The organism is Salinicoccus sp. Marseille-QA3875 (genome assembly GCF_054950095.1).
The window spans coordinates 1,128,148-1,151,843 of record NZ_CM143103.1; the positions used below are offsets into that span (position 1 = coordinate 1,128,148).

At 44.8% G+C, this 23,696-nt stretch carries 25 protein-coding genes; 13 read left to right on the forward strand and 12 right to left on the reverse strand.

The annotated features are described in order from the left end of the window. Positions 1–15: 15 nt before the first annotated feature. Positions 16–669, reverse strand: a complete 654-nt coding sequence (locus tag ACY8DT_RS05810) for a hypothetical protein (protein WP_462421976.1) — start codon at positions 667–669, stop codon at positions 16–18. 182 nt (positions 670–851) lie between these two features. Between ACY8DT_RS05810 and ACY8DT_RS05815 the strand changes: the two genes are divergently transcribed. Then, the gene (locus ACY8DT_RS05815) at positions 852–1,040 is read left to right on the forward strand and encodes a hypothetical protein (RefSeq protein ID WP_462421977.1); all 189 of its coding nucleotides are present in this window, start codon (positions 852–854) and stop codon (positions 1,038–1,040) included. A 129-nt stretch (positions 1,041–1,169) separates the two neighbouring features. Here ACY8DT_RS05815 and rpsR read toward each other — a convergent pair whose 3' ends face one another. From rpsR to modA, 3 genes are all read right to left on the reverse strand, one after another. Then, entirely contained in the window at positions 1,170–1,409 is a 240-nt protein-coding gene (rpsR, locus tag ACY8DT_RS05820; protein WP_092986677.1) for a 30S ribosomal protein S18, read from the reverse strand. 162 nt (positions 1,410–1,571) lie between these two features. Then, complete coding sequence (modB, locus tag ACY8DT_RS05825; RefSeq protein ID WP_462422228.1) at positions 1,572–2,258, reverse strand: molybdate ABC transporter permease subunit; 687 nt, start codon at positions 2,256–2,258, stop codon at positions 1,572–1,574. Continuing rightward, positions 2,239–3,045: a molybdate ABC transporter substrate-binding protein gene (modA, locus tag ACY8DT_RS05830; RefSeq protein ID WP_462421978.1), complete on the reverse strand. Its 807-nt coding sequence runs from the start codon at positions 3,043–3,045 to the stop codon at positions 2,239–2,241. The genes modB and modA overlap by 20 nt, the downstream gene beginning before the upstream one ends. 194 nt (positions 3,046–3,239) lie before the next feature. On the opposite strand from modA, the gene ACY8DT_RS05835 reads away from it, so the two are divergent. Both ACY8DT_RS05835 and ACY8DT_RS05840 read left to right on the forward strand, forming a co-directional pair. Beyond that, positions 3,240–3,812, forward strand: coding sequence for a YkoF family thiamine/hydroxymethylpyrimidine-binding protein (locus ACY8DT_RS05835; protein ID WP_462421979.1), 573 nt, complete (start codon positions 3,240–3,242; stop codon positions 3,810–3,812). 445 nt (positions 3,813–4,257) lie between these two features. After that, positions 4,258–5,196 carry an aldo/keto reductase gene (locus ACY8DT_RS05840; protein WP_462421980.1) on the forward strand — a complete coding sequence of 313 codons (939 nt, stop codon included), beginning with the start codon at positions 4,258–4,260 and terminating at the stop codon, positions 5,194–5,196. A gap of 40 nt (positions 5,197–5,236) precedes the next feature. Here the strand turns inward: ACY8DT_RS05840 and ACY8DT_RS05845 are convergent, their stop codons facing one another. Next, positions 5,237–5,764, reverse strand: coding sequence for a flavodoxin domain-containing protein (locus ACY8DT_RS05845; RefSeq protein WP_462421981.1), 528 nt, complete (start codon positions 5,762–5,764; stop codon positions 5,237–5,239). A 139-nt stretch (positions 5,765–5,903) separates the two neighbouring features. On the opposite strand from ACY8DT_RS05845, the gene ACY8DT_RS05850 reads away from it, so the two are divergent. From ACY8DT_RS05850 to ACY8DT_RS05885, 8 genes are read left to right on the forward strand one after another with little or no spacing between them, the layout of a single operon-like run. Next, the gene (locus ACY8DT_RS05850; protein WP_462421982.1) at positions 5,904–7,061 is read left to right on the forward strand and encodes an aminotransferase class I/II-fold pyridoxal phosphate-dependent enzyme; all 1,158 of its coding nucleotides are present in this window, start codon (positions 5,904–5,906) and stop codon (positions 7,059–7,061) included. A 20-nt stretch (positions 7,062–7,081) separates the two neighbouring features. After that, complete coding sequence (locus ACY8DT_RS05855; protein WP_462421983.1) at positions 7,082–7,756, forward strand: GntR family transcriptional regulator; 675 nt, start codon at positions 7,082–7,084, stop codon at positions 7,754–7,756. Then, positions 7,749–9,362, forward strand: a complete 1,614-nt coding sequence (locus ACY8DT_RS05860) for a M20/M25/M40 family metallo-hydrolase (protein WP_462421984.1) — start codon at positions 7,749–7,751, stop codon at positions 9,360–9,362. Before ACY8DT_RS05855 ends, ACY8DT_RS05860 begins: the two co-directional genes overlap by 8 nt. Positions 9,363–9,388: 26 nt before the next feature. Then, on the forward strand, positions 9,389–10,399 hold the full coding sequence (locus ACY8DT_RS05865) for a DctP family TRAP transporter solute-binding subunit (RefSeq protein WP_462421985.1): 1,011 nt from the start codon (positions 9,389–9,391) through the stop codon (positions 10,397–10,399). 38 nt (positions 10,400–10,437) lie between these two features. Further along, positions 10,438–11,448, forward strand: a complete 1,011-nt coding sequence (locus ACY8DT_RS05870) for a DctP family TRAP transporter solute-binding subunit (RefSeq protein WP_462421986.1) — start codon at positions 10,438–10,440, stop codon at positions 11,446–11,448. 27 nt (positions 11,449–11,475) lie between these two features. Next, a complete protein-coding gene (locus tag ACY8DT_RS05875; RefSeq protein ID WP_462421987.1) occupies positions 11,476–11,991 on the forward strand; it encodes a TRAP transporter small permease in 516 nt (171 codons plus the stop codon). After that, positions 11,988–13,277: a TRAP transporter large permease gene (locus tag ACY8DT_RS05880; RefSeq protein ID WP_462421988.1), complete on the forward strand. Its 1,290-nt coding sequence runs from the start codon at positions 11,988–11,990 to the stop codon at positions 13,275–13,277. Before ACY8DT_RS05875 ends, ACY8DT_RS05880 begins: the two co-directional genes overlap by 4 nt. Positions 13,278–13,300: 23 nt before the next feature. Continuing rightward, complete coding sequence (locus ACY8DT_RS05885) at positions 13,301–14,278, forward strand: C-terminal binding protein (RefSeq protein WP_462421989.1); 978 nt, start codon at positions 13,301–13,303, stop codon at positions 14,276–14,278. 53 nt (positions 14,279–14,331) lie between these two features. On the opposite strand, the gene ACY8DT_RS05890 is transcribed toward ACY8DT_RS05885, so the two are convergent. The 3 genes from ACY8DT_RS05890 to ACY8DT_RS05900 form a co-directional block, all read right to left on the reverse strand. Then, on the reverse strand, positions 14,332–14,712 hold the full coding sequence (locus tag ACY8DT_RS05890; protein ID WP_462421990.1) for a VOC family protein: 381 nt from the start codon (positions 14,710–14,712) through the stop codon (positions 14,332–14,334). 133 nt (positions 14,713–14,845) lie between these two features. Further along, positions 14,846–15,001, reverse strand: a complete 156-nt coding sequence (locus ACY8DT_RS05895) for a hypothetical protein (RefSeq protein WP_462421991.1) — start codon at positions 14,999–15,001, stop codon at positions 14,846–14,848. Positions 15,002–15,029: 28 nt separating this feature from the next. After that, complete coding sequence (locus ACY8DT_RS05900) at positions 15,030–16,430, reverse strand: YfcC family protein (RefSeq protein WP_462421992.1); 1,401 nt, start codon at positions 16,428–16,430, stop codon at positions 15,030–15,032. 237 nt (positions 16,431–16,667) lie between these two features. On the opposite strand from ACY8DT_RS05900, the gene mgtE reads away from it, so the two are divergent. After that, positions 16,668–18,020: a magnesium transporter gene (gene mgtE, locus ACY8DT_RS05905; RefSeq protein WP_462421993.1), complete on the forward strand. Its 1,353-nt coding sequence runs from the start codon at positions 16,668–16,670 to the stop codon at positions 18,018–18,020. 179 nt (positions 18,021–18,199) lie between these two features. On the opposite strand, the gene ACY8DT_RS05910 is transcribed toward mgtE, so the two are convergent. Beyond that, on the reverse strand, positions 18,200–19,336 hold the full coding sequence (locus tag ACY8DT_RS05910) for a 5-methyltetrahydropteroyltriglutamate--homocysteine S-methyltransferase (RefSeq protein WP_462421994.1): 1,137 nt from the start codon (positions 19,334–19,336) through the stop codon (positions 18,200–18,202). Positions 19,337–19,477: 141 nt separating this feature from the next. On the opposite strand from ACY8DT_RS05910, the gene ACY8DT_RS05915 reads away from it, so the two are divergent. Continuing rightward, entirely contained in the window at positions 19,478–20,392 is a 915-nt protein-coding gene (locus ACY8DT_RS05915) for a LysR family transcriptional regulator (protein WP_462421995.1), read from the forward strand. Here ACY8DT_RS05915 and ACY8DT_RS05920 read toward each other — a convergent pair. The 3 genes from ACY8DT_RS05920 to gabT form a co-directional block, all read right to left on the reverse strand. Continuing rightward, positions 20,387–20,836 (reverse strand): GNAT family N-acetyltransferase, encoded by a 450-nt coding sequence (locus ACY8DT_RS05920; protein WP_462421996.1) that lies wholly within the window; start codon positions 20,834–20,836, stop codon positions 20,387–20,389. The two genes, ACY8DT_RS05915 and ACY8DT_RS05920, sit on opposite strands and share 6 nt — an antisense overlap. A gap of 142 nt (positions 20,837–20,978) precedes the next feature. Then, entirely contained in the window at positions 20,979–22,373 is a 1,395-nt protein-coding gene (locus ACY8DT_RS05925) for an NAD-dependent succinate-semialdehyde dehydrogenase (RefSeq protein ID WP_462421997.1), read from the reverse strand. Further along, complete coding sequence (gabT, locus tag ACY8DT_RS05930) at positions 22,373–23,677, reverse strand: 4-aminobutyrate--2-oxoglutarate transaminase (protein WP_462421998.1); 1,305 nt, start codon at positions 23,675–23,677, stop codon at positions 22,373–22,375. Before gabT ends, ACY8DT_RS05925 begins: the two co-directional genes overlap by 1 nt. Positions 23,678–23,696 lie beyond the last annotated feature (19 nt).

Consider the following 23,696-nt stretch of genomic DNA (forward strand, 5'->3'; position numbering starts at 1 on the left):
CTTTTTAACATGATTTCAGCTGTCGAATGTATTTGTTTCCATATCTATCAGCCAATGGTTTTTAAGTGACAGCGCCCGCTCAGTTGCCGCAAGCAGGCCGAGTACGACCAGCGTCACATTGAGCCAGCCCGGCAGCTGAAAAGGACTTTTAAAAGTGCCGGCATTATCAGCGACCAGGTCCATGTGTGTAATCATCTCAATCACTGCAGGTATCGCAATAATCAGGCCGATGATGAGGATGGCAATCGCAATGTATCCGACCCATTTACTCGCTGTTGGAAATTTCAACTCAAACCTTGCCCGTTTACCCTCCAGCGAACCTTTATCGGGCATCATCTGTAATTCACCAGCATCGGTGACATAGTGAATTTTCTTCACACCATAATTTGTAGTTTCAACTTCTATGAATCCTCCCGGCACCTCATAGAGCGAAGGGACGGTGGATTCTTTAATACGCACACCATTTTTATACAGGGCGCTTTCAGGACCCATCAGTTCCTTACCATACAGATCCACATCAACAGTATAAAGATCCACATCAATCTTTTGATGAAAGACCGTGCGGTGAAAATATTCCCAGAAACGAATATCTTTCAGAGGCTCACCTTTCGCATCTCTCACCTTTTTCAACCTGCGGTTTTTTCTGAAATCACTATATTTCTTCAACACCTTATCCATCCCCTTTTTGATTGCGATAAAGTTTATATGTATAGTTACAATTTACTCCAATAAAAGGAATTAATCAATAAAATTCATACTAGCGAGCCACATTTTAAAATCTTCTGATAAAAAGTGTGAAATTATCCCATAAAGGGTAAATAATATATAACCTTTCATAGGAGTGATTTTTAATGACAGTGAAAAAGTTACTGGCAGCCGGTTCATTATCGACAATACTCCTGCTCGGCGCATGCGGAGAAAACGATGAAACCGATATAACGGAACCCGACGATCCGGATGATAACGTAGAACAAGAAGACAGAGGCGAAGATATTGATGAAGAAGAAGGCGATGACGCAGACGATTCTTCGACGGAGTAAGTGATTGAATTGGCTGTGGCACGAAAACCAGATATGCCATGAGTTCGTGTCGAAATATCAACACAAAATTTGATGATCGTATCAAAAAAGAACCCCGACAGACCAAAGCCTGTCGGGGTTCTTCGCATATTATGCTTCTTCTTTTACATATGGTAACAATGCCATATGACGTGCGCGTTTGATCGCCACTGTAAGTGGGCGCTGATACTTCGCAGAAGTACCTGTTACACGTCTTGGAAGAATTTTACCACGTTCTGAAATGAACTTTTTAAGAAGTTCTACATCTTTGTAGTCGATGTGTGTAATATTGTTTGATGTGAAATAACAAACCTTTTTACGACGACGACCGCCTCTTCTTGGACCTGCCATGAGACATCCTCCTCTTATTATAGATTGATAGGTTGAGTCTGGTGTGTGGCCGACTCTTATACCTTACGAATCCATAATTTCGTTCATTACGTGTAATATGCCCTGTGTGTATGTGCACGATACATCATACAATATTTGAATCCCATTGTCAATATACACATTCTAGGATTCGTTCGCTTTGACCCGGATGAACATCAGCATGAAGAATGACAGTACCACAATGACGATGACCCACGCCCAGGCAAGTGACATATTGCCAGACTGGAGTGCGACATATATCGCTGTCGGCAACGTTTGTGTGCTGCCCGGAATATTGCCGGCAATGATGATCGTTGCGCCGAACTCGCCGAGTGCGCGGGCGAAACTGAGGAGCGCTCCGGTAATGAGCGCTGTTTTTGTCAGAGGCAGTGTAATTTTGGTGAAGACCTGCCACTTGTTTGCGCCGTCCACTTTAGCTGCGTCTTCAATCTCTTTATTCACATTAAGAAAACCACTTTTCGCTGCCTGGTACATCAGTGGAAATGCAACGACAGTGCTTGCCGCGACTGCTGCGTACCATGTGAAGATGATGGTATCGCCGAACAGCCATGCAAACATATCCCCGACGACACTGTTGTTCCCGAACAACACAAGCAATAGAAATCCCACCACTGTGGGCGGTAGGACGAGCGGCAGCATTAATACCGTTTCAACAATCAGTTTGCCCCGGAAATCGTTTCTGGCCATGAACCTCGCAATGACGATCCCGGCAAACAATACGATCACTAATGCTATAAATGCAACCCTCAATGACAGCAGTACAGGGGTCAGGAATTCTGCAGTTGTAATGTTACTCGATAATAAAACCATATTCATTGAAAACCTCGCCTGCTTCCTCACTTTGTACATATTCGTAGAAAGCGCGCTGCGCTTCAGTATTATCCGTCTCATTCAGAGTGCCGAGTGGATAGATGACCGGTGAATGACTGTCTGTTGGTGCAGTATCCACCACTTCAATACCGTCACTTGTCAATGCATCTGTATGATACACAACCCCTGCATCAACATTTTCAGTCTCTACATAGTTCAATACTTGTCTGACATCTTCAGCAAATATTAACTTGGATTCGACCTCTTCCATTATATTCATATTTTCAAAAGTTTCGATACTGTACTCCCCGGCAGGTACAGATTCAGGATTACCGATTCCGATTCTGTCTGCATTTTCCAGGTCATCGAAAGATGAGATCGCACTGCTGCCTTCCGGGACGACAAGGACGATTTCATTTCTCAGTAAATCTACTTTGTTCTCTTCATCTATGTACCCCGCATCGACCACTTCTTTAAAATGATTTTCATTCGCTGAGAAGAAAAGGTCAGCAGGTGCACCCTGCATAATCTGCTGCATTAAAGCCCCGGACCCGCCGAAGTTGAAGTCCACCTGCACTTCAGGATATTCCTCATTAAAGTGCGCCCTGACTTCTTCAAGGGCATCCACCAGACTCGCTGCTGCGGATACTGTGATTGTACCTTCAACCGCATCACCTGAATGGGCCTCCTCTTCTCTTTCTTCAACAGTCTCCCCGTTTCCACAGGCTGACATTACAAAGATAAGCATCAGAAGGAATATATATTTCAAGCTGTTCGTAAATTTCATCTTATATAAGCCTCTTTTCACTTATTGTAATTATTTATCTTTAAGTATATTGCTAAAATAATTCAAAGTAAATGATACACAGGCGGTTGAAATGACAATAATAGCAATATTCACAGTGCCATCATCTTCACTTTACTCAAAGGCGTTTCATCTATACACTGAAAATAATGATGATTACAGGAGGTTTTTGATTAATGTCTGATGAAACGTTGAGAGAAGCAGGTATCCAGTTTAATTTAAGTGTAATGAGCGATGACTTTGCAGATGTCATTCTAGAGGCGCTCGGCAGTGTCGACACGACGAACGTATGGATGAAGACCGATGATGTGGCCACGGCAGCAACAGGAAGTATCGTTGATGTTTTCGATGTAGTAAAGGCAATTTATTTAAACGCAGCGAAAACCGGCATTCATACAGAGATGAGCGGAAACATCGTGCTCGGCGGCTGCAACACCGGAGATGATCAGAACGATAATGATGATGTTCAGTTGAATAAAGAGACGTCGGACGGAATTTCCCAAACTGCCGGCTGCCGATTTTCGATTTATCCTCTAGGTGAAGAAAACTATATCGAGAAGATTACAAAAGAAGTCGAGAAGCTGTCCGACTATGGTGTCGAAGTCAGCATGGCCCCGTTCGCCACACGTATCGATGGTGAAGTGAATGATATTTTCACTGCACTCGAAGCCACCTTTACCGAAATTCAAAAATCAAGCGAACATGTCGTCATGCCGTTTACCATTTCCTGCAACAGTCCATCCAATTAGTAAATAGAGCAAATGGCCGGAATTTTATTCGGTCATTTTTTATTAAATGATTCTCTTTCAGCCCCTGTTCCATTGAAGTTATTTCCCGGGAAATTCCTCTGTTTTATAACGGGACCCGTTACCTTCTACCAATGCATCATGCCAACCTTTATCTAATAATATAACATTGCTTATAACGCCTTTTATCACCACGGTCCGGTTCCCTCCCGACATCGTTTTGCCGCCATGTCGTGAAAGAGCCGTTCCCCCGACATCGTTTTGCCGCCATGTCGCGAAAGTGCTGCTACCCCGACATCGTTTTGCCGCCATGTCGGGGCTGGACAAAATAAAGCTCATGAATGAATATTATCTCAACTAATTTTATAAAAATGAGGGATTATATTTTAATCAAAGAGGGATAACACTTATAATAGGAACATATTAGAGTTTAGAAAGGGGTATTCACTTGGCACAACTGGCAGGATTAGGGAAATCGGGGATCTATGTCCATCCCATTGCACTTGGAACCAACTTCGTAGGCGGGCATAACTTGTACAAAGATGTGGATGAAGAAGCAGGCAGACAAACAGTACGTGATGCGCTTGATAATGGCGTGACTATGCTGGATACTGCTCAAATATACGGACCCGACCGTTCGGAAGAACTGGTTGGTGAAGTACTTAAAGAATATCAGAGAACAAAGGTGGTCATTGCAACAAAGGCTGCACACCGTGAAGATGAAAATGGAGAAATGGTCATTGATAACAGCCCGGACTTCCTGAAAAAGAAAATAGAAGAAGCGCTCGCCCGCATGCAGCTGGAGTATATTGATCTATTCTATATCCATTATCCGGACCCTGAAGAAAAGACACCTTTGAATGAGGCTGTCGCAGCTTTGAAAGAAGCGAAAGATGAGGGGAAAATAAGAGCAGTCGGTGTTTCCAACGTGACACTCGGTCAGCTGAAAACTGCGAATAAGGACGGCTGGGTCGATGTTGTTCAAAATGAGTACAATCTGCTGAACCGTGAAGCAGAGAACGGCATGTTTGATTATTGTACTGAAAACAACATCACTTTCATTCCATTTTATCCGCTTGCTGCGGGATTGCTTGCGGGACAATATGATGAGGATTCAAAGTTTGACGACCTGCGTTCCAAACTGCCTTTCTATCAGGAGGATGAATTCAAAGAAAATCTGGTTAAAGTCAATCAGCTGAAATCAATCGCAGAAAAGTATGATGAAGAAGTTGCCCAGATTGTACTGGCCTTCTATTTTACACGCCCGTCTGTCGGTGTAATCATCCCCGGCGCTAAAAAAGGCTCTCAAATTAAAGAGAATATGCGTGCAGCTGATATTGATCTGCAGGATGAAGATATTCAGGCAATCGATAAAATTTTCAAATAAAAAATCGGTAATGCGTCGTCAGATGCATTACCGATTTTTTCTACCCGGAGTCCAGCCAGTCGACCAGCGGTTCAAGATAGCTTTTTTCTTTCCAGTCATAAGCTGTTGTACGGTCTCTTAAAATGTTTATCCGCTCTCTGGAACCCCTTTTTATTTTCCTTCTGAAAATGACGTTCCCCGTTCTTATTGTCACACGATCCATAAAAGTCAGGTTTTGATAGTCATATTCCCCGCGGGCATAAAATACTTCCACATCTATTTCAAACTCTTTAAACTGATATAACCACAGCGCTTCCGTCAGTCCTTTATAAAACTCTTCCAGCCCGACCGCAAGTACCGCCACCCGGTGGTCTTTGAACGCCTCCATATTTCTTTTCATAAAATCACGTCCGGTAATTTCACCCTTATATATGCCACCGGCAACCACTATGTTTCTATAACTTTTTAAGTTCTGCGGCAATGTTTCATTTTGTCCCATCACGTCACAGCTGATCATCTCTTTCAGCCACGATGCATATTGTTCAGTTGCACCATATTTTGATTGATAAAACACAAGATTTTCTGTCAACTCCCATCCCCCCTTTAACACGTAAAAAATATGTATTATTCCTACTTTACCCTTTAAACTGTCGAAACAATCTAAATCTTTACAATCTTCATTCAGTGTATTATTATTCTTGTATACAGTATACAAGAGGTGATTGAGCATGTTAGACAAGATAAATCAGAGAGTTACTAAACTTGAAATACCGGGTACACGCCAGTTCTCAAACAGAGTTTCAGCATACCGTGACGGCGTCAATTTCACGATTGGCGAACCTGATATACCAACACCGTATACGGTGAAGAAAGCAGCCATCAATGCCATAGAAAATAATCAGACGGGGTACTCCCATAATGCCGGGCTGTTCGAACTGAGAGAAAGTGTATCAAATTTCTTCAAAGATATTTATGACGTCAAATACGACCCCGAAGATGAAATCGTCGTCACGACCGGAGCGAGCGAAGGATTGAGATCGGTTTTTGAAACCATCCTGAGTGAAGGCGATGAAGTCATCATTCCTGCGCCGTGCTACTCCGCGTACGAGCCGCTGGTCGACCTCCTCGGTGCAAGCGTGACATATATGGATACTTCAGATACGGATTTCGTGCCGGACCCTGAAAAATTAAGGAGTATCATCACTGATAAAACAAAAGCGGTACTGCTCAACTTTCCGTCGAATCCGACAGGAAAAGTTTTATCGGAAGAAGAAATGGCACCACTGGTGAAGGAACTCGCGAGCCATGAGATCTTTATCATTTCAGATGAAATTTACAGTGAGATCACTTATGATGCAAAACATATTTCATTTTCACAGTATCCGGAAATCCGTGACAGGCTGTTCCTTATCCACGGACTGTCAAAATCCCATTCGATGACGGGCTGGAGACTGGGTTATGTACTCGGGCCGGCTGAATTTATGACGCACGTTCTGAAAGTGCATCTGTACGATACAATCTGTGCAGCACTGCCGAGTCAGTATGCTGCGATCGAGGCACTCGACAACAGCCGCCACTCAGCCGCTGAAATGTCTGCAACATACAAGGAAAGACGTGACCTGATTGTTGAAAGACTGACTCAGATCGGACTTGAGACAAAAACACCGCAGGGTGCATTTTATGTTTTTCCTTCCATCGAAAAATTTAATATGAGCTCGTTTGAATTTGCAGACAGACTGCTCGAGGAAGAACATGTTGCGGTCGTTCCCGGCAGCGGTTTCACAGAATTCGGTGAAGGATTCATCAGAATTTCCTACGCCACTTCAATCGAAAATATAAATGAAGGGCTGAAAAGAATCGAAAGATTTGTGAGTGACCTTTCATAAAAAGTTTAGAGGGTGAAACTATGAAAACGATTCAGACAAAAGTCTCTCTTAGTGAACAGGCATTCCACATTCTTAAAGAAGAGATTGCGACCGGAAAATTAAAAGTCGGCGACCCGCTGCCGGAAGAAAAGATATCGGCAAAGCTTGGCATCAGCCGTACACCGCTCCGGGACGCGCTCGTTAAACTCGAAAATGAAGGATTGATCAGAACAAGGAATGGAAAGCCGGCTGTCGTTTCAGGTTTTTCCAAAGAAGATTCTCTCAACCATCTGGACATGCGGCGTATTTTAGAGATAGAAAATCTGGAGCGGATCATTCATAAAATGGATAAAGAAACTCTGAAAAAGTTAAATGAAAATATATCCCGGCAGGACCAGGCAGTTAAAAATGGACACCATCAGCTCTATCTTGAGCTCGACAGTGAATTTCACATACTGCTCACCGAAACAAACGACAACCGGCTGTTTCATGAAATGATCGAACGGCTGAGCACAGGGGTGGACAGGGCTTTCCTGACATTATCGAACACAATTGAAGTCAGCCTGGAGGATTCTTTCATAGAACACAAAGAAATATTGGATGCTTTGTCAGTCAAAGACCTTTCCCTTGCGAAAGAAGCACTGCTCCGGCATCTGGACAACATAGAAAAAAGATTCCTGAAATTTTACGACAATGAGGAGAATACTTATGATTGACACTTCAAATGGAAGGTGGCAGACTGCCGCTCAGTTACATGACCTGATCACTCGTCTGGTCAGTTTCGACAGCAGATCAGGTACATCAGGCGAGGTGGGGTTCCCGCATTTCATTAAAGACAAACTGTTGACACTACCCTACTTCGAAAAATATCCGGAGCAACTCTATTTTGTCGATGCTGACGAAGACCGGCATGCTCTGGCCGCTCATTATAAAGCAGATGACACAAAAGATACCGTCGTATTGATCAGCCACTTTGATGTCGTACATACAAAAGAGTTCGGGGACCTTGAAGAGATCGCTTTTGACGTTGAAAAGCTGACGGAAGCAATCGCAAAAAGAAAAGACAGCTTCAGCGCCACAGTAAAGGCAGACATTGAATCTGATGATTACCTTTTCGGACGCGGGGTGATGGATATGAAAATGGGTCTGGCACTCCACATGAGCTTAATCGAGCTTGCAAGCACCGAAGAGTGGCCGGTCAACGTTATTCTGGTTACTGTACCCGACGAAGAAGTGAATTCCGACGGCATGCGGGCAGCTGTTAAGTTTTTATCCGGTCTGAAAGATTCCGAGGCTCTGGATTTGAAACTGATTTTAAACAGCGAGCCGTCGTTCAGCCAGAGTCCGCAGGATACCAATTACTATATTTACTCCGGTTCCATTGGAAAGATCATGCCTTCCGCCCTTTTCTACGGCGTCGGCACACATGCAGGGGAGCCGCTTCAGGGCATCACGAGCCATTTTATAAGTTCGTACTTGACAAAGGAGATGGAATTCAACGCAGATTTTTACGAGGAAAAATTCGGAGAGAGCACGCCGCCACCCGTCTGTCTGCAGCAAAACGATCTGAAGAAGGATTATTCCACACAGACATCACACCATTCATATGCGCTCTATAACGTCTTCACTCTCGAACGGAGTCCGAGCGAAGTGATGAATATTTACCGAAATGTTGCAGAACGGGCGATGAGCGAGTGTTACTCGGATTACATCGAGTTATGCAAAAAACTGAATACGACACCGCTGAATAAAATCAGCACCATCACTTTCAACGATCTAGCGCTGCACGTCATCAATGAGCACGGCCAGGATCGATACGACCTGATCACAGCCAGTGTGTTTAATGACAGTACATTGAACATCAGGGAAAAAGCGATTAAGATCGCTGACCGGCTGATGGATACGGCAAAAGAACTCGCACCTGCGACAGTACTCTTTTTGGCACCGTCGTACTACCCTGCAGTCAACGCATCGGATGATCCGGTGCTGCAGCAGAAAATAAAGTACATCCAGGAGATTTTTAAAGCGGAACATGATGTGGATGCGAAGCAGGTCCATTATTTTAACGGCATCTCAGATTTAAGCTATGTGAACTATACCGGCAGCGAAGATGGATGGCTTTCATTTAAAGAGAATCTGCCGGTTTGGGGGGAGCCTTACTCCATTCCATTTAGAGAAATGCAGAATTTAAAAGCACCCGTACTGAATGTCGGTCCTTACGGCAAAGATGCACACAAAATGACAGAAAGACTGCATAAGGACAGTGCATTTATTTATACACCGGATGTTTTAAGAAAGCTGATCAAAGGCTTTATCGAGTAATCGTTATTAAAAGGGGTGATTTAAGTATGAAAAATTTTACTTTCCTGATATTGGTCACCGTATTGGTATTATCTGCCTGCGGCAGGCCGAATGCGGATGAAGAGACTGGACAAAAGACCATACGTATTGCCTATCTGGTCAATCCAACCCAGTCTTCACATCTGATAATGGAGGATTTTAAAGCTCAGGTGGAAGAAGAATCCGGCGGGGATCTGCAGGTGGAACTTTATCCGTCAGGGGCTTTATTCCCCTCTGACCGGGAAGCGATTGAAGCAGTGCAGCTGGGCAATGTCGAGATGACGCTCCCTGCGCTTGCCAGTGTTTCAGGGTTTCACCAGGATTTCATGATTCTGGACCTGCCTTATCTGTTTGAAGATGAAGAAGAAGCATATTCTGTTCTTGACGGTCCGTTCGGCCAGGATCTGCTCGACGGACTCGAGGATGCCAACATTAAAGGCCTTGCCTACGGCGAGAACGGCTTCCGTCACATTACCAACAACATACGGCCGGTCCATACTCCAAAAGACATAGAGGGACAGAAGATGAGGACACTTGAAAGTCCGGTGCATACAGACGTCTTCAATGCTTTTGGCGCGAATGCTTCACCGTTTGCATTCGGGGAGATGTACTCCACACTGCAGCAGGGCACTTATGACGCCATGGAATCTCCCATTGCCCTGTTGTATACGAGCAACCTGTATGAAGTGCAGGATTATATGTCACTCACTTCACATGTGTATATGCCGACAGCTTTACTGATGAATGATGATTTCTATGAATCATTGAGTGATGAACATCAGAAAATAGTTATGGAGGCATCTGAGATGTTCAAGGATGAACAGCGGCAATTGGAACAGGAACAAAATGAAGATTATATGCAGGAAATGCTTGATGCAGGCCTCCAGGTCAACGAATTGACCGATGAAGAAAAGCAGGCATTCAGAGAAAAAGCCCAGCCGGTCTTTGACAAGTACGAGGAGATGCTTGGATCAGAACTGTTTGAAAAATTAGATGAAGCCATCGAAGCAGCTGAATGACTGCATGAGGATGTCACAAATTGAGGAGTACTTTTTATATGAGGAATTTTAGCTTTCTGGTGTTGATCACCGTGTTGATATTATCTGCCTGCGGCAGACCCAATACAGATGAACAGACCGGACAGAAGACGATACGTCTGGCACATCTGGTGAACCCGACCCAGTCTACGCATATCATGTCGGAAGAATTTAAAAAACAGATCGAGGAGGAATCCGACGGACGTCTTAAAGTCGAACTCTATCCATCCGGGTCTTTATTCCCATCTGACAGGGAAGCGATTGAAGCAGTGCAGCTCGGTAATGTCGAAATGACCATTCCCGCACTTGCCAGCGTCTCTGGATTTGACCAGGATTTCATGATTCTGGATCTGCCCTACCTGTTTGAAGATACAGAAGAAGCATATTCCGTTCTTGACGGTCCGTTCGGCCAGGGTCTGCTTGACGGACTCGAGGACGTCAATATCAAAGGCCTTGTATACGGAGAAAACGGCTTCCGTCATATAACCAATAATCTACATCCGGTCTATACCCCGGATGACATAGAAGGACAGAAGATGAGAACATTGGAAAGTCCGGTACACGCCGATGTCTTCAATGCCTTTGGTGCCAATGCTTCACCGTTTGCATTCGGGGAAATGTACTCCACGCTGCAGCAGGGCACATACGATGCCATGGAATCTCCCATTGCCCTGATGTATACGAGCAATCTATATGAAGTGCAGCAGTATATGTCACTGACTTCCCACGTATATATGCCGGTCGCACTTTTGATGAATAATGATTTTTATGAGTCACTTGAGCCGGATCTGCAGGAAATCGTGGTGGATGCAGCTGAAGATTACAGGGAAGACCAACGAATACTTTCCCAGGAACAAAACGATGAATACATGGAGGAAATGGTCGAGGCCGGCCTCCAGGTCAATGATTTGACCGATGAAGAAAGACAGGCGTTCAGTGAAAAAGCCGAACCGGTTTATGATAAATATGAAGAAATGCTCGGATCTGAACTGTTCAATGAACTGGATAGAGCTGTCGAGGAAGCACAATAGACATGTCACAAATTAAGGGGACTTTATATGAAAAAATATTTTAACAGATTTGAAGAAGGTTTTCTGATTGCAACACTGGTATTGATGGTCCTGCTCATATTCGGACAGGTCGTCGGCCGTTACGTTTTCCAAAGTGCACCCAGCTGGACGGAGGAATTCGCAAGATACATCCACATCTTCCAGGTCTGGATAGGTGCGGGCTATGCCGTAAAACTGAGAGAACACATAAAGGTCACCGCATTTGTAAATATATTTAACGGTGCTGCGAGAAAAATCATGGATGTTGCCTCAACGTTAATATGGTTTGTATTGATTGTGCTGGTTGCGGTTTTCGGCACACAGCTGGTGCTCGCAACACTCCAGTACGGGCAGGTATCACCTGCCACGCAAATACCGATGTGGATTGTATATCTTGCAGTGCCGCTCGGTTCGGTCAGCATGGCTGTCCGTCTGATCCAGCAGCTGGTGGGAATCATCCGCAAAGATTACTCGAACATTAAAGAAGAAGAGAAACAAAAAGAGAAAGAAGAGGTGCCACTATGAATATAATTCTGATATTATTTGCCGTATTGATAGTGTGCTTCCTGATCGGCGTGCCAATTGCGATTTCACTTGGAGCCGCTGCCATCGTTGCCATCTGGTTTGGTACCGATCTGCCAATTGACCTGATTGCCCAAAAAGCATTTACGTCACTCGACTCATTCTCACTGCTGGCCATTCCGTTTTTTATTCTTGCCGGCATATTGATGGGACGCGGGGGTATTTCCAAACGCCTTTTGAATCTCGCCACTGCACTCGTCGGCTGGATCACAGGCGGTCTGTCACTCGTGACGATTGTTGCCTGTATGTTCTTTGCCGCTATCGCAGGTTCAGGCCCGGCAACAGTTGCAGCCATCGGTAGTTTTATGATTCCTGCAATGATTGCCAATAAATACGGTAAAGGATTTTCATCAGGTGTAACTGCTGCGGCCGGCTCCATCGGCGTTATCATCCCGCCATCCATACCCTTTGTCGTGTATGGTGCAGTCGGCAGTGTGTCTGTCGGAGCAATGTTTATGGCAGGTATCATTCCTGGTGTGCTGATTGGTATTGCGCTGCTGCTCACAGCATATCTGATGTCGAAGAAACGTGGGTACAAACCGCAGGAAGGTGCAGAAAATTTTGTATTCAAAGATGTATTAAAAACCGCATGGGATGCAAAATGGGCTTTACTTGTCCCGGTAATCATACTCGGCGGTATTTACGGCGGGGTGTTCTCCCCGACAGAAGCTGCGGTGACAGCAGTGGTCTATGCGATTATAGTCGGTGTCTTCATACATAGAGAACTCGACTGGCAGGGCATGTACGATTCCTTCATGGAGACCATCCTCATCAACGCGACAACGATGATCATCATCAGTTTTTCTGTGTCATTCGCATTTTTCATGACACTTGAGCAAATACCGAATACGATTGCCGAAGGATTGATGAACTTGACTTCGAACCCGATTTTCATACTCGTCATCATCATCATTCTGCTTTTGGTTGTCGGCATGTTTATAGATACAATTTCAGCATTGATCATTTTAACGCCGATACTGCTGCCGGTGGTCACTTCCGTCGGTATCGATCCGGTTCACTTCGGGGTCGTTCTGGTTGTAGCACTTGCGATCGGTTTTGTTACACCGCCGCTTGGAGTGAACTTATTTGTTGCCTCCAGTGTCGGTAAAGTTAAATTCGAACAGGTCGCCGTCGGCGTACTGCCATTTGTTGCGGTCATGATTATATGTCTGTTGATCATAGCATTCATCCCGGCACTTTCAATGTTCCTGCCAGGCTTGTTTGAATAATTGATTTATGGAGGTTCACCGTTATGAATAAACCCCTCATCTGGATTTTAAATGATGTTTGGGAAGAACATGATTATGAAATTGAACGATTGAATAATGAAGGTTATGAAGTCGCAGTCACCAGACTGAAAGACTTTGATGCGGACTCGAAAAAATATTCGGGTTCTGCATCGGTCGTCATGTTCCAGGTCGGTTTCATCGTTGATAAAGCACTGATTGATACACTCGATAAGTGTAAAGCGATCATCGCAATGGGCATGGGCTATCAGAATGTGGACATGGAAGCCGCAAGCAATAAAGGCATCCATGTCTCAAACATTCCGGATTACTGTATTGAAGAAGTGTCGGACCATACCGTTGCCATGATGCTTCACGGCATGAGAAGACTGTCGGATTACAGTGAGGTCGTAAAAAGCGGCAGCTGGGATTCATTTGCGGTTTCCGGCGTAAAACCGATAGGCAGTCTCACTGTCGGACTGCTCGGTTTCGGCAGAATTGCCAAAAGAGCTGCTGAAAAATTGAAACCGTTCGGGGCTGAAATTATTGCCCATGATGATTTTATTCCCCGGGAAATATTTGATGAATACGACGTGGAAGCTGTGTCATTTGAAGATTTGATGCAGCGTTCCGACCACTTGAGTCTGCATGTTCCGCTCACTGAGGATACAAAGCATATCATCAATGCCGGCAGCCTGGAGCTGATGCAGGACGGTGCTTTCATCATCAACACATGCCGCGGCGGAATCATCAAGGAAGATAATCTGATCCAGGCCATCGAATCCGGGAAAGTCGGCGGTGCAGCTTTGGATGTTCTGGAGCAGGAGCCGCCCGACTTCAGTAATCCGCTGTTGAATAGAAAAGAAGTGCTGATTACACCACACGCTGCCTATTATTCCGATGACGCCCTGAAAAATTTGAGGATTAAAGCATGTGATAAAGTGATAGAGGCAGTTGAGACCGGAACGATCGGCACTGCTTTGAATCATGATAAGTTAAAATGAATTTTAAAAAAGAACCTGTTCCAGATATCTGGAACAGGTTTTTCTTATTTATCTTACTTGACCTCATTCACTGCAAAATAATTATCTTCATCATCCGAGAAATTGAATACCCGGCCGTCAGGCGTCTCTACAATATCTCCGCATCTGATGCCTTTATTATTAAAATCAGCATACAGCCCATCAAGGTTTTTGACCTGGAACATCAATGAAGGTGTGCCGAGATTCACTTCAGGACTTGCTTCTCTTATGAATGCTTTGTCAAAGATTACGATGCTCGTTTGTGAATCCAGACTGGGCGCCACTTCCACTGATTTATAATCATCGTAAATTATGTCTTCTGATTTAATCACAAACCCCAAGTCTTTTGTCCAAAAAGCTACGGATTGTTCCTGATTATCCACGTATAACATGACACTTTGCAAACCATCAATCATATTTACTCCCCCTCATAATAAAGTGCATCAAACAGCTTACTGGTTCAATTATAAATATTAGTTTACTATTACACAAATTTAAACGCTAAAAAAGCAGCACCTCATCATTCAGATAAGGAACTGCTTATATCAATCATTTTTTATGAACAGAGTGAATGACAACATCTTCACCGTAACGGCGGCGGCTTATCTTTCTGGCATCCGCCTGAGTTCGTGCCGGAATTTCATAAGTCTTTTTACCGTCATCTCTTTCCACCGTTACCATGAAGCATTTTGTACCACATCTCATATTCATACACCCTCTCAAGTATCATTGCTTAAAATGGACCGTAGTCGATGAAGAATGCAATGACCAGGAATATTGCCCCTGCTCCATACCATAACAGAAGTAACGGCCAAATGAACTTGATCCAGTCTGTATATTTGATTTTGGCAATCGCAAGCGCCGCCATGAAGTAACCTGAAGTCGGATAGAATATGTTCGAAAACCCGTCCCCAAAGAGGAAAGCAAGTACAGCAGTCTGTCTCGTCATTTCGGTCAAGTCGACCAGACCAATCATGATCGGCATTGTCGCGGCTGCCTGTCCGCTTCCTGAAGGAATCAGGAAGTTTATTATTCCCTGGACAATCATCATCGCTACCGGGACGACCGACTCCGGAAGTACTGTGATGATCTCGCTCAGTGCGTAGACTGTAGTGTCCATGATCGAACCGTCTTCAAGCACTACGGAAATCGCACGTGCAACCCCTACGATCAGGGCACCTAAAAGGATGTTCTGCATACCTTCGTTCATTGCACCCGCAATCTGCGAAGGCTTTAAACCGCCGATCAGACCTGTAATCGTACCTGCAAGGATATAGAAACCTGCAAGCTCGATAAAGTACCACTGGTACTGGAAGATACCAAACAGCATGAACCCGAGTGCACCGATGAACACCCACGTAGCAACAACGGTTCTTGTCGTGACTTCTTTCGTTTCCTCATCTGCTTCAGTCCACTGTGACTCGTCGATATTATCACTGATCAAAGTCTTACTTGGATCTTTCTCTACACGTTTGATATATGACATGACAAACAAAATACCGATAGTGGTCATGACAGCCAGAATGATTGCACGGTAACCGATACCAGAGAACAGCGGAAGTTCCGCAATCGTCTGCGCAGTACCCAGGTTCGCCGGAGCTGTCAGTGCCACTGTAAAGCCGACTACTGTCGCTATAAGCACTGTACCTGTCGCAGCCATCCTGTCAAAACCAAGTTTCAGGAAGAGCGGTAATAATGCAGGTAAAAATATCAGTGAAGATTCTATATTACCTGTCAGAGATACGAAAATCGCCAATGGCACAACAATTATCGGGATGATCAATAACCCCTTGTTTCCAAACTGTTTGATTAAAAAGTTGATGATTAAATCGATGACACCCGCTTTTTCGATGACTCTGAACATTGCACCGATCGCGAGGATACCGAAGATGATGATGACTGTGCCTTCGACACCCCTTGGCACCGCAGTCATGAATTCAAAAATACCCACCGGCGTCTGTTGGATAAATTCAAAAGTATTCGGAATGATCATCGAAACCCCGTCGACTTCTTCACGGTCAAACTCACCTGCCGGCACTATGTAAGATGCAATCGAAGCCAGGATAATCAAGGTGAATAGAATGACATAAATATGCGGCATTTCAAACTTACGTTTATTCGTCTTTTTTGCCAAATTTAAAACCTCCCATCAATATTTCAAAAATTTAAACAATTACATAGAAGCCATTATTACATAATTTTCTAGAGAATTGGAGGTTATTTTTATTTTGGTTTAAAATTTTAGTGTATTTTTCCATTATAGAAATTATGTTTTGAATCCATACGTATGTATGCCATAGTTAAATGACATATGAAATTTTTAATGGCTGTACCTGACTGGTATCAGCCGGATACCGGAAGGAGAAGCCAAATGGAACGTATAATCAATTTTCAGGATGAAATAGTGACCGCATTATCAAAACATGATACGCAGACTTTCAGAGAAATTTTTCTGAATATCCATCCGATGGACCAGGCCGCCATCTTTATTGCTCTCGATCAACAACAACACGAACAGATTAAAGAATATTTATCCGCAAAAGAATTTTCCGATGTGTTTCAAGCTTTGGATTTGGGACACCAGACTGCAGTCGCAGAGGAACTGGATGACCATTATATTGCAGAGATGTTTGATTACATGTTTGCGGATAATGTCGCAGATTTCCTGGAAATTCAGGATGATGCCTACCGTACAAAAATCTTATCATTGATGACGGATGAAGAAAGTACGGAAGTCGAAGAGCTGATGGATTACGATGAAGACAGCGCCGGCACAATCATGACGAAGGAATATATTGCTGTCACCGCTTCAGATACATCGGGAGACATACTCAAGCGGCTGCAAAAAGAAGCTCCGGATGCAGAAACAATCTATTATATATATGTCGTGGATGATCAGCATCGCCTGCAGGGTGTTCTATCATTAAGGGATCTGATCGTTACAGGTGACAGCGAAATAGTAGGATCGATTATGCAGACGAATTTCATTACAACCAGTGTCGATGAAGACCAGGAAGAAGTCGCAAAAACTATTAAAAAGTATGACCTGATTGCCTTACCTGTCATTACTGCAAACGGACTGCTTGCCGGTATCGTCACTGTCGATGATGTCCTCGATGTCGTCCAGATTGAAACGGAAGAGGATTTCGGTGAACTCGGTACGACAAGAGGTGCAATGGATCATCAACTGACCATGTTCCAATCTGCCATAAAACGCGGTCCCTGGATTATTTTGCTGATGCTTTTTGGCATGATCACAGCCAATATCATCGGTGCTTTCGAAAACACATTGGAGGCCGTTGTCCTGCTTTCCGCATTCATCCCTCTGATTATGGATTCAGCGGGGAATACCGGCACGCAGGCTTTGACAGTCGCCGTCCGCAACCTCGCGCTTGGAAAAATCGGACCGGGGTCCATATTTAAAACATTGTGGCGGGAACTCGGTACAGGCTTTTTACTCGGCTTGGCATGTTCAGCCATGCTGCTCATCATCATCCCGCTGCTGTACCCTTCCGGTGATCTTATGCTCGCTGTCATCGTCGGTTTAACACTGATTATTACATTGAGTCTATCCGCAGTCGTCGGCGCCATCATACCTGTAATCATCAAGAAATTGAAGATCGATCCGGCCGTCGCTTCCGGACCGTTCATCACGACAATCAATGACATCATGGGCCTTTTAATCTACTTTACAATCGCAACGACACTGCTCAGTTACTTATGAATAAAGCCCGTTTCATCCTTAAAATCCATCGACTGGCTGGTGAGTTGCATCCCGCGTGCCGGGTTTTCATTGTAATTGGTCAGGGCCAACGTCAAGATGCCACAACTCATGTCTCCAAGCACCACTTGTGACAGGGGGCATCATAAAAAAGAGGCTGCATCATCATGCAGCCCCACTCATCAGTCTCCCCAAACCTCATCTGCAACTTCTTTTACTAAACGTAGCTTATCCCACTGTTCTTTTTCAGTTAAATTGTTGCCTTCTTCTGTTGAAGCAAACCCACATTGTGGACTGACGCACAGTCTGTCTTTGTCGATGTACTTCGAGGCTTCTTCGATTCGTGCCTTGATTTCCTCTTTGTCTTCAAGTTCAGGCAATTTGGATGAGAACAATCCAAGTACGACCTGCTTGTCTCCACTCACTTTCGACAATGATTCAAAACCGCCTGCACGTTCTGTATCAAACTCTAAGTAGTATGCTTCCACATTTTCTTCGCCGAATAAAACTTCTGCGATAGTATCATATGCACCGGAAGATGCCCATGTTGAACGATAGTTTCCACGGCATACATGTGTTGTAACGACCAGGTCTTCCGGTAAATCTGCGATTGCTTCATTATTCAGTTCTACATATTTACGGCTTAAATCTTCTACAGTGAAGTCGGCATTTAAGTTCTTCCAGTAATTTTCATCTACAATCATCCCCCACGTGCAGTCATCCAGCTGCAGATTACGGCAGCCTGCCTCGTATAATTCTTTGATGAATGTCTGATATGCCGCTGCGATATCATTAAGTAACTCCGCTTCATCCGGATAATGATGATCTGTCGCTTCTTTATTTTCAGGGCGGGTCAATTCTGCCAGGAATTGGGCCGGTGCGGGAATCGTCTGTCTTGCGATGATTTCATCATCCGCAAATTGCTGCACGTATTTGAAATGCTCGATGAATGGATGGTTCTCCCCTGAAAGCTTACCTGTCAGCCTCGCAGTTTCAGCTCTTGTTTCCACATGTGCAAATTTATACCCTTGACCGATATCAACCTTTTCGATACCGCCAAGTCCCCAGAAAAAGTCCAGATGCCACCATGAACGGCGGAATTCTCCATCTGTAATTGCTTCAAGGCCGATCTCTTTTTGTTTCTCAATCAAGTCTTTAATCGTGATATCTTCAACATTCTTAAGTTCTGATTGTGTGATGCTGCCCTCTTCAAATGCCTCACGCGCCGCTTTTAATTTCGCCGGGCGCAGGAAACTGCCTACGTTATCAAATTTGAAAGGTGCAACTCTTTTTACTTTTACTTGTTGGTTCAATGCCATATCCGACCACTCCTATATGTTTTAATGTAGATTCATCGTATCATAGGATCAATGCAATAGTATAACTGCTAAAATTCATGGCCTGTTATAACTTTTGGCTATATGATAGAATGAATGAAATAAAAGCCGGGGTGAATCATTATGACAATACAACAATTAAAATATTTGATTGAAGTCGTGAATAAAGGCTCCATCAACGAAGCGGCCAAAACTCTGTTTATTTCACAGCCGACATTATCCAAATCGATTAAGCTGCTTGAACAGGAGATGGGCATCATAATTTTTACAAGAACTTCCAAAGGCATTGTTCTGTCTACCGACGGGGCCGAGTTTTTGAGTTACGCAAGACAGGTCGTCGAACAGGTCAATTTAATGGAAGGACGTTATCTGGATTCACCTTATCAGGAACAATTATTGTCCGTATCCACACAGCACTACTCTTTTTCAGTGGATGCGATGGTAAAGATGATTGATAAGTACGGCGGGGATAAATATCAATTTACGCTGAGGGAAACACGGACATTTGAAATTATTGACGATGTGAAGAATATGACGAGTGAAGTCGGTGTCCTTTTTATGAGCAATTTCAACCAACAGGTGCTTTCCCAGTTGATAAAAGAAAACCAGCTGGAATTTGAGCCGCTGTTTACAGCAAGTCCGCACGTGTTCATCAGTAAGGATAATCCGCTTGCCGAGAAGGAACTGGTGACACTTGAGGATCTCGCGCCCTACCCGAGACTCGCTTATGAACAGGGGCATAACAATTCCTTTTATTTCACCGAGGAGATTTTGAGGACGCTGAACAGTCCGAAAGACATTCTGGTGAGTGACCGGGCGACGCTGTTCAACTGTCTGATCGGCCTGAATGGCTATACGATTTCCTCCGGCGTGCTGAATGCGGATTTGAACGGCACGGATATCATCCCGGTAAAATTGGATGTGGAAGATCAGATTACAGTCGGCACGCTGCTTAACAAAAAAGCACAGCTCAGCCGGATGGCGAAGCTGTACCTGGAAGAACTGGAGAAATGCATCATATCCTATGATCTGTTATAGGAATAACTTCATCCCCTCGTGTGTAACCTGAAACCCCAGTTTTTCATAGAAAGAATGCGCGCCCATCCGTCTTTTGTCCGTCGTCAGCTGGACGATGCTGCAGTCATTTTCTTTCGACAGGCGGATTGCTTCTTCAAATAAAGACCTGCCCACACCTTTACTTTGATGAGATTTATGCACCCGCACACCTTCGATTTGGGCGCGTTTCTGACCCCCGCGCGCAAGCGTCGGAATGAATGTCAGCTGAAGACAGCCGATTGTCTCACCGTCCTCGGTGGCGAGCAGAACCTGATTGCCCATTTGGGCTTCGATATCATTGAACGCCTGGATGTATTTGCCGTCGATTTCTTCGCTGACCGTCTCACGCGTTTTGCCGAGTTCATCATCAGCGAGCAGTGCGACGATATCTTTGAGGTCGGTTGTTGTTGCAGTTCTGAAATCCATGAAACTCCCCCTTTTTCTTGATTATATTATAAAACAGGAATGATTATCAGGTATATCATACTTCTCGTGCCATGGTGCAAAAGCGACGGCACGGCAACCCAACGAAAAAAGAGACAAAACCGAAGTTTTATCTCTCAATCAATCAAATCAAATTCCCAATCGATAAATATTTCGTGTCCAAGTATGCTTCAATACCTTCCGGACCGCCTTCTTTGCCGAGGCCGCTCTCTTTCAGGCCGCCGAACGGTGCATGTGCTGCTGAAGGTGCGCCGTCGTTCCAGCCGATGACGCCGAAATCCAGCTCTTCAGACAAGTACAGTCCGACTTTATAATCATTCGTGAAGTAGTATGCGGCAAGGCCGAACGGCAGTCCGTTCGCAAGCTCGATCGCATCCTCTATATCTGAGAATGACTGGATCGGAATCAAAGGTCCGAATGTTTCTTCGTTCATGATTTCCATCTCCTGATTCGCATTTTTGATCACTGTCGGCTGATAGAAGTATGTCTTCTTATCATCGTCGATGATGCCTTCGCCGCCGCACAGTATTTCTGCGCCGAGTGCTCTCGCATTTTCAGCCTGGGCACTGACTTTGTCATAGGCGGCTTCATTGATCAGCGGGCCGACCTGGACGTCTTCTTCCATGCCGTTGCCGACTTTCAAGCCTGCCACTCTCGCACTCAATTTCTCAGAAAATTCATCCACAATCGATTCATGGACGAACAATCTGTTTGCACAGATGCATGTCTGCCCCGCATTTCTGAATTTGGATGCGATGGTCTGATCGACCGCGATATCCACATCCGCATCTTTACACACGATGATCGGCGCATGTCCGCCAAGTTCCATCGACAGGTGCTTGACTGTGTCCGCACTGTTTTCAATCAGTGATTTGCCCACCGGCGTCGATCCGGTGAACGTAATCTTTCGGACTAGAGGGCTGTCTGTAAATAAAGACCCGATGTCCCTGCCTGAACCGTTCACCGCTTTGAATACATTTTCCGGCACGCCTGCTTCGTAGGCCAGTTCGACAAGCTTCATCGTTGTCAGTGGTGTTTCCGCAGCAGGCTTGATGATGAATGAACAGCCCGCTGCAAGTGCAGGTGCAACCTTTCTCGTCAGCATCGCTGCCGGGAAATTCCACGGTGTAATGCCTGCAACCAGACCGACCGGCTGCTTTTTAATGATGATATTCTTATTCGGTGAGTTTGCAGGCACCGTTCTGCCGTAAACACGTTTCGCCTCTTCAGCGTACCATTCGATGTAGGCATTCGCATAAGCCACTTCACCGAGTGCTTCGGCGAGAGGCTTGCCGCTTTCTTTAGTGATGATCAGAGCGAGCTCATCTTTATTTTCATTGATCAGGCGGAACCATTCCTTGATGACGCCGGAACGGTAATGCGCGTCTGTTTTACGCCACGCCTTGAACCCTTCGTGACAAGCTTCAATTGCGGCCTGCACTTCTTCTTTTGAACTTTTATTCAAAGTATCGATGACTTCCCCTGTTGCCGGGTTTTTAATATCAAAAGTCTGTACCATTATGCTTCTCCTGCTTTCTCTAATGCTTCGTCAAGAATATCCAGTCCTTTATTCAGCTCCTCATCAGTAATGACGAGCGGCATCAGAAATCTGATGACATTACCGTAAATACCTGCTGAAAGCAGGATTAAACCATTGTCATTCGCGTATTTTGCGATCTGAGAGGTCAATGCTTTGTCAGGCGTATTTTCTTTGTCGCCTTTAACAACTTCCATTGCCACCATTGCGCCGAGGCGTCTGACTTCTCCGACAAATGAATATTTGTCCTGATAAATTTTAAATACAGATTCAAGCTTATGGCCGATCCTTTCTGCTTTGTTGCAGAGGTCTTCCTCTTCAATCACATCAATGACTGAAAGTGCTGCAGCACATGCGACCGGGTTGCCTGCAAATGTTCCGCCGAGTTCCCCGGGTTCGGCCGCATCCAGTATTTCCGACCTGCCCACGACACCGCTTAAAGGCAGACCTGCTGCGAGTGATTTCGATACTGTCATCAGATCCGGTTCGATATCGAAGTGTTCTGAAGCGAACCATTTACCCGTACGGCCAAAACCTGTCTGAATCTCATCCATGACAAAGACGATGCCATTGTCCCTGCAGAACTCAGCCACCGCTTCAACGAAGCGTTTCGGCGGGATGATAAAACCGCCTTCGCCCTGAACCGGCTCCATGACGACACACGCCACATTTTCAGGCGTTACCGTTTCTATGAAAAATTCTTCGAATTCCTTGATCGACTGATCGATATACTCTTCTTCCGTCAGCGCAGGATGTCTGCGGTAAACATATGGGAACGGTGCCGCATAAATATCCGATGCAAACGGACCGAAGCCATTTTTATAAGGTTTTACTTTACTCGTCATGCTCATCGTCAAGTTCGTGCGCCCGTGATAGCCTCGCTTAAATGAAACGACTGCATTTCTGCCTGTATATTTTCTGGACATTTTAACTGCATTTTCCACAGCTTCCGCCCCGGAGTTGAAAAGGATCGTTTTTTTATCAAAGCTGCCCGGCGTGATTCCGCACAGTTTTTCAGCAAGTTCGATATAACCGTCATACATAATACAGTTGAATCCCGGATGCAGAAACTTATCCACTTGATTTTTTACGGCTTCTGTCACTTTTGGGTGTGTATGTCCTACATTCTGAACGCCGATTGCGCCGGCGAAATCGATAAATTGGTTGCCTTCAGGATCAGTGACAGTCGCCCCGTGCGCGTGACTTGCGATACTTAAATTACCGTTGCTGACGCCCCGTGCGACATATTTATTTCTCTTCTCTTGCAGTTCTTCAGTTCTTGTCATTATTATGAAACCCCTTTCA

Bases quoted from the DNA above. Each gene is read 5' to 3' on its own strand.
- ACY8DT_RS05910 (WP_462421994.1), bottom strand. From the start codon at position 19,336: ATGGCATTGAACCAACAAGTAAAAGTAAAAAGAGTTGCACCTTTCAAA.
- mgtE (WP_462421993.1), top strand. From the start codon at position 16,668: ATGGAACGTATAATCAATTTTCAGGATGAAATAGTGACCGCATTATCA.
- modB (WP_462422228.1), bottom strand. From the start codon at position 2,258: ATGGTTTTATTATCGAGTAACATTACAACTGCAGAATTCCTGACCCCT.
- ACY8DT_RS05835 (WP_462421979.1), top strand. From the start codon at position 3,240: ATGTCTGATGAAACGTTGAGAGAAGCAGGTATCCAGTTTAATTTAAGT.
- ACY8DT_RS05920 (WP_462421996.1), bottom strand. From the start codon at position 20,836: ATGGATTTCAGAACTGCAACAACAACCGACCTCAAAGATATCGTCGCA.
- ACY8DT_RS05855 (WP_462421983.1), top strand. From the start codon at position 7,082: ATGAAAACGATTCAGACAAAAGTCTCTCTTAGTGAACAGGCATTCCAC.
- gabT (WP_462421998.1), bottom strand. From the start codon at position 23,677: ATGACAAGAACTGAAGAACTGCAAGAGAAGAGAAATAAATATGTCGCA.
- ACY8DT_RS05895 (WP_462421991.1), bottom strand. From the start codon at position 15,001: ATGAGATGTGGTACAAAATGCTTCATGGTAACGGTGGAAAGAGATGAC.
- ACY8DT_RS05880 (WP_462421988.1), top strand. From the start codon at position 11,988: ATGAATATAATTCTGATATTATTTGCCGTATTGATAGTGTGCTTCCTG.
- ACY8DT_RS05885 (WP_462421989.1), top strand. From the start codon at position 13,301: ATGAATAAACCCCTCATCTGGATTTTAAATGATGTTTGGGAAGAACAT.
- ACY8DT_RS05875 (WP_462421987.1), top strand. From the start codon at position 11,476: ATGAAAAAATATTTTAACAGATTTGAAGAAGGTTTTCTGATTGCAACA.
- ACY8DT_RS05850 (WP_462421982.1), top strand. From the start codon at position 5,904: ATGTTAGACAAGATAAATCAGAGAGTTACTAAACTTGAAATACCGGGT.
- ACY8DT_RS05865 (WP_462421985.1), top strand. From the start codon at position 9,389: ATGAAAAATTTTACTTTCCTGATATTGGTCACCGTATTGGTATTATCT.
- ACY8DT_RS05870 (WP_462421986.1), top strand. From the start codon at position 10,438: ATGAGGAATTTTAGCTTTCTGGTGTTGATCACCGTGTTGATATTATCT.
- ACY8DT_RS05915 (WP_462421995.1), top strand. From the start codon at position 19,478: ATGACAATACAACAATTAAAATATTTGATTGAAGTCGTGAATAAAGGC.
- ACY8DT_RS05890 (WP_462421990.1), bottom strand. From the start codon at position 14,712: ATGATTGATGGTTTGCAAAGTGTCATGTTATACGTGGATAATCAGGAA.
- rpsR (WP_092986677.1), bottom strand. From the start codon at position 1,409: ATGGCAGGTCCAAGAAGAGGCGGTCGTCGTCGTAAAAAGGTTTGTTAT.
- modA (WP_462421978.1), bottom strand. From the start codon at position 3,045: ATGAAATTTACGAACAGCTTGAAATATATATTCCTTCTGATGCTTATC.
- ACY8DT_RS05860 (WP_462421984.1), top strand. From the start codon at position 7,749: ATGATTGACACTTCAAATGGAAGGTGGCAGACTGCCGCTCAGTTACAT.
- ACY8DT_RS05815 (WP_462421977.1), top strand. From the start codon at position 852: ATGACAGTGAAAAAGTTACTGGCAGCCGGTTCATTATCGACAATACTC.
- ACY8DT_RS05925 (WP_462421997.1), bottom strand. From the start codon at position 22,373: ATGGTACAGACTTTTGATATTAAAAACCCGGCAACAGGGGAAGTCATC.